5 protein-coding genes are annotated in these 6265 nt (G+C 47.0%); all 5 read right to left on the reverse strand.

What is annotated here, in order from left to right; all coding sequences use genetic code 11:
- Positions 1 to 126: 126 nt before the first annotated feature.
- Complete coding sequence (locus tag AAFP11_RS29400) at positions 127 to 567, reverse strand: Rrf2 family transcriptional regulator (protein ID WP_340525700.1); 441 nt, start codon at positions 565 to 567, stop codon at positions 127 to 129.
- Positions 568 to 909: 342 nt separating this feature from the next.
- Positions 910 to 3075, reverse strand: coding sequence for an iron uptake porin (locus AAFP11_RS29405; RefSeq protein ID WP_341740194.1), 2166 nt, complete (start codon positions 3073 to 3075; stop codon positions 910 to 912).
- 295 nt (positions 3076 to 3370) lie between these two features.
- Positions 3371 to 5020 carry an HD domain-containing phosphohydrolase gene (locus AAFP11_RS29410; RefSeq protein ID WP_341740195.1) on the reverse strand — a complete coding sequence of 550 codons (1650 nt, stop codon included), beginning with the start codon at positions 5018 to 5020 and terminating at the stop codon, positions 3371 to 3373.
- 159 nt (positions 5021 to 5179) lie between these two features.
- Positions 5180 to 5461 carry a 4a-hydroxytetrahydrobiopterin dehydratase gene (locus AAFP11_RS29415; RefSeq protein WP_340525695.1) on the reverse strand — a complete coding sequence of 94 codons (282 nt, stop codon included), beginning with the start codon at positions 5459 to 5461 and terminating at the stop codon, positions 5180 to 5182.
- A gap of 613 nt (positions 5462 to 6074) precedes the next feature.
- Positions 6075 to 6265 (reverse strand): photosystem II protein D2 (locus AAFP11_RS29420; protein ID WP_341740196.1); only part of this gene is annotated, 191 nt, incomplete at its 5' end.

Consider the following 6265-nt stretch of genomic DNA (forward strand, 5'->3'; position numbering starts at 1 on the left):
TGGGGTGAAGATAATTTACAATTATAACTGGGTGGAATTGATACAGAAAAACTTATATTTAACCGAGCTTGAATATATCGATCGCTCCTGCTCTCAGTTTGCGATCGATTATTCAGCAAACCCTAATTAGATGTAGTACATGATATTGAGCTGTCGTCTGCCATTGCGTTTTTCGCACAGGTCTTGCAGGGTATATTTTTGTAAAACGGAGTTAGCAATGGAGCGAGCTTCTTGCCAAACTTCCCAAATTACGGCACTTTCTACGGTTTGAGCAGGGGAGTCTTTTTCCGATCGCTCAAAATCCGAACCTTCCAGGCAGTTGACAATTTCTAGGAGGGTAATTTTCCAGGGTTCCCTTGCCAAAATATAACCTCCCTTAGCGCCTCGCTGGCTGCGGATTAAACCACAGCGTCTCATCGTAGCGAGTAACTGTTCTAAATATCGATCGGGGATATTTTGCTGAGTCGCTATCTGGCGAATTTGCAGCGGTTCACCTTCCTCATAGCAATCCGCCAACTCCAGCAAAGCCAAGATCGCATATTCGCTTTTACAGGATAGTTCCACCATAATTTCACTTTAAAATACCATAATTTGCAACTCCGAAGTCATATCAATTCCGGTTGTATCGGAATGATTTAACCGCGAAGGCGCGAAGGACGCGAAGGAAGAGAAGAGAGAGTTTAATACAGGACGATGAAGAGAGGATTTGGTATCAGAAGCGATCGCAAGTATTGATTTTGAGTTCAAAATTCTAACTTCCCACTATTGATTATACTCCGGTTCTCCACTAGAGTTTATTGACTTCCTGATTCCTCCCAACAAGAAGCCCTGCCACAGGCAGGGCTAACTTAAAATTTGAGACCTCTGGGGCGAAAGAGCATCACCCATCCAGCCTTCTAGAAGCTGTTCCTAGAAAGTGAAAGTAGTTCTGAGAGTACCAATGATGATGTCATCATTACCCTTATCTTGATTAGGGTTAGTAATCCAAACTACCCCAGGAGTCACAGAAATATTATCTGTAAGCTGGTACTTGTAGAAGCCTTCAATGTGCCACGAAGTATCATTTCTGAAGTTCCGCAAACTAGATGCAGCCTCAAGTTTATCCAAATAAGGCTCGCGACCAAGCACAAAGCCCAGCAAGTTGCCTTCTTTCCCTAAATCGGGGAAAGCCAAAGTGACAGCGTAGTTCCAAATTTTCGCATCACCGATACCGAGAATGCGAGCATTAGTTAAACCACCCCAGCCCCCAACGATAAACCTGGGGCTGAGTCGGAACGAAGCCTGAGCGCCGTAGGAGTTGCTGACAACTTTGCGACTGCGGAAGCCTGTAAAACCGTCACTCAAGCCGTTCAGGGAGTTAGCCACACCGGTGCCGGTGAAACCGCCGAGATTACCAGAACCATTGCTCAAACCATTGTCAAACCCAAAGTTACCTCTGCTAAAGTAACCGTGGTTATAGTTGAGAGCAACCTGCAAATTGCGTCCGGGGGTAAAAGTCAACTGCCCCATGGCTGCGTAGTCGCCGTTGAACAAACCCGCACCTTTGCTAGGATTGGCGGCATTGGATGCCAAGTAGCCGAAAGAAAGAGAAGTCGGGCCGAACACGCCACCGAGCAATCCCCGGCCGCCGAAGGCATAATCAAAGCCGATACCGGCACCGCCACCGAGGCGATAAATCGGGTTCCGTTGTCCAAAGGCGCTTAATGCCCCGTTACCACCGTCAAAGTCTTCAAAGTATGGGTTGACAGTGGGCATGATGTCGTCCCAAACGCCTGCGTTGGCTGAGAGGGTAACGTTCAAACGATCGCCGACGGGAAACTTGTACAGCAAGCTGTCGAGGGCAAAAACGTTGTCGGTTCTGCCGACTACGTTCCAAGTTTGAGTCCCTTCGCTGGTAGCCCCAAAGTTAAAGTTTCGACCGTTGCCGACTTGCAGCCTGGTCAGCAACAAGTCTCTGCCAGTGAAGCTCGTGTTTAAATTGAGACGTACCCGTTGTTGGAATACAGCTTCGTTGTTGTTGCTGCCGATTCTTTTGCGGTCTCTGCCAAAAAAGCCTGCACTACCACCAAAGTCGTCGCTGAGGGCGAAGATTGCTTCCCCAGTCAGTTTGGTAGTGGTGGAGAATTGGTTGGCTTCGAGTTCGGATGTCCGAGCTTCCAAGGCATCTACTCGGCCGCGCAGGGTTGCTAGTTCCGCTGCAAATTCTTCTTGGAGCCGTTGGAGGGCTGCCAAGTCTTGTTTGGTTGCTAAGTTGGTCGTACCTGCTCGGATTAGTTCGTTAACTTTATCTAAGCAAGCGTTTAAACCGGCGGCAAATTCGTAGCGGGTCATGGCCCGGTTGCCACGGAAAGTGCCATCAGGGTAGCCGGCGATACAGCCGTAGCGCTCGACTAGGGATTGGAGTGCTTGGAATGCCCAGTCTGTGGGGCGCACGTCGGAAAGCTGAGAGACTGAGGTCACTTGACCTTGAGTTTCAGATTCTGCTGCACCTTCGGTGCTGTATTGGCTGAGCTGTTCTAGTGTAGCGTTGGGGTTTGAAGTTGCTGGTGCTGCGGTTTGAGCTACAGCTTCAGCGGGTTTTGGCAAACTGGGTTGTGCCGACTCTACCACTGAGGGAATGGTTGTTTTTGGTTGAGTGGCGCTGATTTGTTCTGGTTGAGCTGCTTCTACAGCCGAAGTTGCTAGTTGCTCAACAACTGTGGGTTCAACTGCTGCTAAAGATGCACTTACCGCTTCTGATGCTGCTTTGGGGTTTGCGGTTTCTGTGGCTGTGTTGGCTGCGATCGCATTGTCAGTAGCAGCCTGAGCATCAGTGGCTACCTTTGGGGACTCAATTTCGTCGCCCGGAACTTGGGAAATTGCTTCAATTGTCTCAACTGCTGTTCCTTGAGGAACGGCGGCTAAAGCATTGAGCTTCGCTTCGGAGATTTCAGCGATGGCAGTTTTTGCAGTTTGAGCCACAGTTGCGTCAGCAGCGGGTTGAGCGTCTGCTGCGATCGCGCTCGAAGAAACTACTAGGGTAGCTCCTAAGACTGCTGGACTGATCAGTAGATAACTCCACAAAAATTTCGACATATTTACTCTCCTCCTCACACCGATTACAAAGAATCTTGGAATCTTGTCTAGTGTTCTATGTGGTCAGTAGTTGCCCCCATAGCATACTTTAAAACGAGACCAAAATTTTGATTTTTTCTGTTAAATTTTTTCGGAATGACCGAAAACGATTTGGTATGTTTGCGCCTGATTCATGCCTTCGCAGACTCAGGACTGGTGCAATCTCCAATCTCAAATCTCACATTTCAAATCCGATTAACTGTTGAGCAATCAACAGCTAGTATATTTACTTTTTAGCACTCCTTGGCACTATCGTCTAGAGTGATTCGACGCGATCGACATCCAAATTGTGTCCGAGGACGCTGAATACTTGTCGGTGCTCGAACAGTTGTAACAAATCGCTATTGATTTTATTGTGAGTTGCTTCTTGTCGCAAAATTTTGAGGGCTGCTTCTGTACGTAGCGCCCGCTTGTAGGGGCGATCCCCGGCTGTCAGGGCATCGTAAATATCGGCGATCGTCATCAGTTGAGCTTGAATTGGAATTTCCGACTGTTTGAGACCTAGAGGATACCCTGTACCGTCGAGTTTTTCATGATGTCCGTAGGCAATTTCGGGAACATTTTTTAAATCTTTTGTCCAAGGAATTTGTTTCAGAAACTCATAGGTGTGAGTTACGTGAGATTCTATGGCTGCTCGTTCTACCACCGTCAGGTTGCCCCTGGACACCATCAATTGTAAGATTTCATCTTGGTCTAGCAGGGGTTTAATTTCACCGTCTATATCTCTGTAAGTTTGTCGAGCAAGTTCTCGCAGTTGAGCTAGAGGTTCGGCGGCCAGAATGTGAGGCTCGTTAGCTTCTAGCAGCACTTCCCAGTATTCTGCCAATCGAGCTTTTGCCTCTGCTAGCTTCGTGTCTAGCTGTTCTATTTCTTGGCATTGAAGACATCCTGATTCTTCATTAGGATGTTTGCGGTAGGCTGAATGGGATAGTAAGTATTTATACTTGGATTGCACGCATTCCATTTCCATGGTCCGCTGAGCTAAGGCAAAACGGTGGCGAATGATTTCTAGCTGTGAGGGGTAAAGCTTTTTCTGCTTGGTTAAAACTGCTTCGGGAACTCCGATTTTGCCAAAGTCGTGCAGCAGGGCTGCGTAGCGAATTTCTTGAATTTGGCGATGGTTAAAGTAAATAGGACGCAGCCATCCTCCGCTAGTGCTGTTTACTTCTTCTGAAAGACGTACCGTCAGGGCTGCTACTCGCTCAGAGTGGCCGTAGGTACAGGGGTCTCTGGCTTCTATTACTTGCACCGAGGCCTTGACGAAACCCTCAAATAAGTGTTCTATGCTTTCTTGTAGTTGATTGCGCTCGATCGAGATGGCGGCTTGAGAAGCGAGCGATCGAACTATTCTTTCTTCCCACTCCGAATAACGCTGGGTCGATTCCCAGGCATTTTCGGCTGTCAGCACCGTGTCTGCTTTGGTTTTGCGGTTGATCAGTTGCAGTACACCTATAGTCTCCCCCTGTCGGTTTTGCATCGGCAGCACCATCACAGAGCAAGTACGATAGTTAATATCCCTGTCAAAACTCGTATCTAGCTGATAGGGCACACCCGCCGGCAAGTCATAGGCATCAGACAGGTTCAAACTTTCGCCTGTAATTGCCACGTAGCCCGCCAAGCTTTTGTCTGTTAGTGGGAGCGCAAACTCCTTAAACGACAGTCTCGGTTTAGAAGCGTTTTGAGCTACCTTGAACAGTAGTTTAGATGTTTCGTCACTGTGATCTACTAAGTAAACGCTGCCGGCATCACTGTAGGTAATTTCCCTACTTTTGGATAAAATTAAGTTTAATAAACCCCCTAAATCTTGGGCACTCGAAAGAGCTGCACCAATATCCAAAAGTTGTTCTATCAGCTCTGTTCTTTCAGCAGATTCGTTCAATAACTCTGGCTTTTCAAATACGATCATGGTCGGAGGATGGCGAATAGCCTTGAATACATGGGACTTTTTGCATCTCGACTTTCTCACCTCTGATTCTAGCCCAGAGTCGATGTTTTATTGGTGAAATTTCGGCTTTTGAGACCATCACTAGATGCTGTGGCTCCTTTGTGGTGAGCGGTAAAGCTTTTATTTTAGTGAAGAAATCTCTTTAGCTAGTGCAAAGTCTTTCTCAGTTAAGCCTCCTGCATCGTGAGTTGTCAAGTTAACTGTGACTTTATTATAGGAAATTTCTATATCTGGATGATGTGCTGCGGCTTCTGAGGGTGCGACCAACTTATTCACAAAATCGATCGCTGCTATAAAATCTTGAAATTTCCGGGTACAGCGGAGTTTATCACCTTCAACTGTCCAACCTGACAATTGACTAGCGCGGGCTTTAATTTCAGTATCTTTCAGTAGTGAATTCATTGTGTTTACCTTGGGATGCTGCTCGCCTGTCGAAAATTTTACCAAAAGCTATCCGCTCTCACCAGTAGTATTTAAGCCCAAGTTTTGACACTTAAACTTTAACACTATTTGGGGTGAGAGCGGTCTAGCGGGTCTTCAGATTAGAACCTGACTGCCGGGAGATTCCCTAACTAAGCCTGGTTCCCGATGGAAGTCGCTTCCTGGGGAGAACGACGGCTGACTGCTAGTGAGCGGCCCCGGCGCACAGCCGGTAGTTTCCAATCTGATGACCCATGCGTTTACTACTTTCTATCATGGGCATCACCTCCAAGTTTAGCTAAATTGCTTACTATGTGAACGCACCTCATCTTAATCTGAGATTAAGTATGAGGATTTGTGTGCTACCCATTGGTAGCAATACTAGAAGAACCTGCGTTCTGAGTGTCATTCCGGTATGCACAATTAATACGATAACACAACGAATCAGAAGTGAACCGATTCAGTGAAAAATTTTGCAGCTAAGGGCAATATTTTCGATCGTACTTTAATTCCTTCACACAAAAAGCTCCTGCCAGCAGACAGGAGCTTTTGCAGCTTGTTAAAATAGCTGATTTGTTTCTAGCTGTCGCGATGCTTACAGAGCATTACCACGAGGCAGAACTTCTTCTGGGAAGATGAAGTTTTCGTGTGGTTGGTCAGTTGGAGCCATCCAAGCACGAATACCTTCGTTCAACAGAATATTCTTAGTGTAGAACGTTTCAAACTCAGGATCTTCTGCTGCACGAAGTTCTTGGGATACAAAGTCATAGGCCCGCAGGTTTAATG

The organism is Microcoleus sp. CAWBG640 (assembly GCF_020883015.1).
Classification (GTDB): Bacteria; Cyanobacteriota; Cyanobacteriia; order Cyanobacteriales; family Microcoleaceae; genus Microcoleus; species Microcoleus anatoxicus.

Coding starts and splice junctions, on each gene's coding strand:
- AAFP11_RS29400 (WP_340525700.1), bottom strand. CDS start 567: ATGGTGGAACTATCCTGTAAAAGCGAATATGCGATCTTGGCTTTGCTG.
- AAFP11_RS29405 (WP_341740194.1), bottom strand. CDS start 3,075: ATGTCGAAATTTTTGTGGAGTTATCTACTGATCAGTCCAGCAGTCTTA.
- AAFP11_RS29410 (WP_341740195.1), bottom strand. CDS start 5,020: ATGATCGTATTTGAAAAGCCAGAGTTATTGAACGAATCTGCTGAAAGA.
- AAFP11_RS29415 (WP_340525695.1), bottom strand. CDS start 5,461: ATGAATTCACTACTGAAAGATACTGAAATTAAAGCCCGCGCTAGTCAA.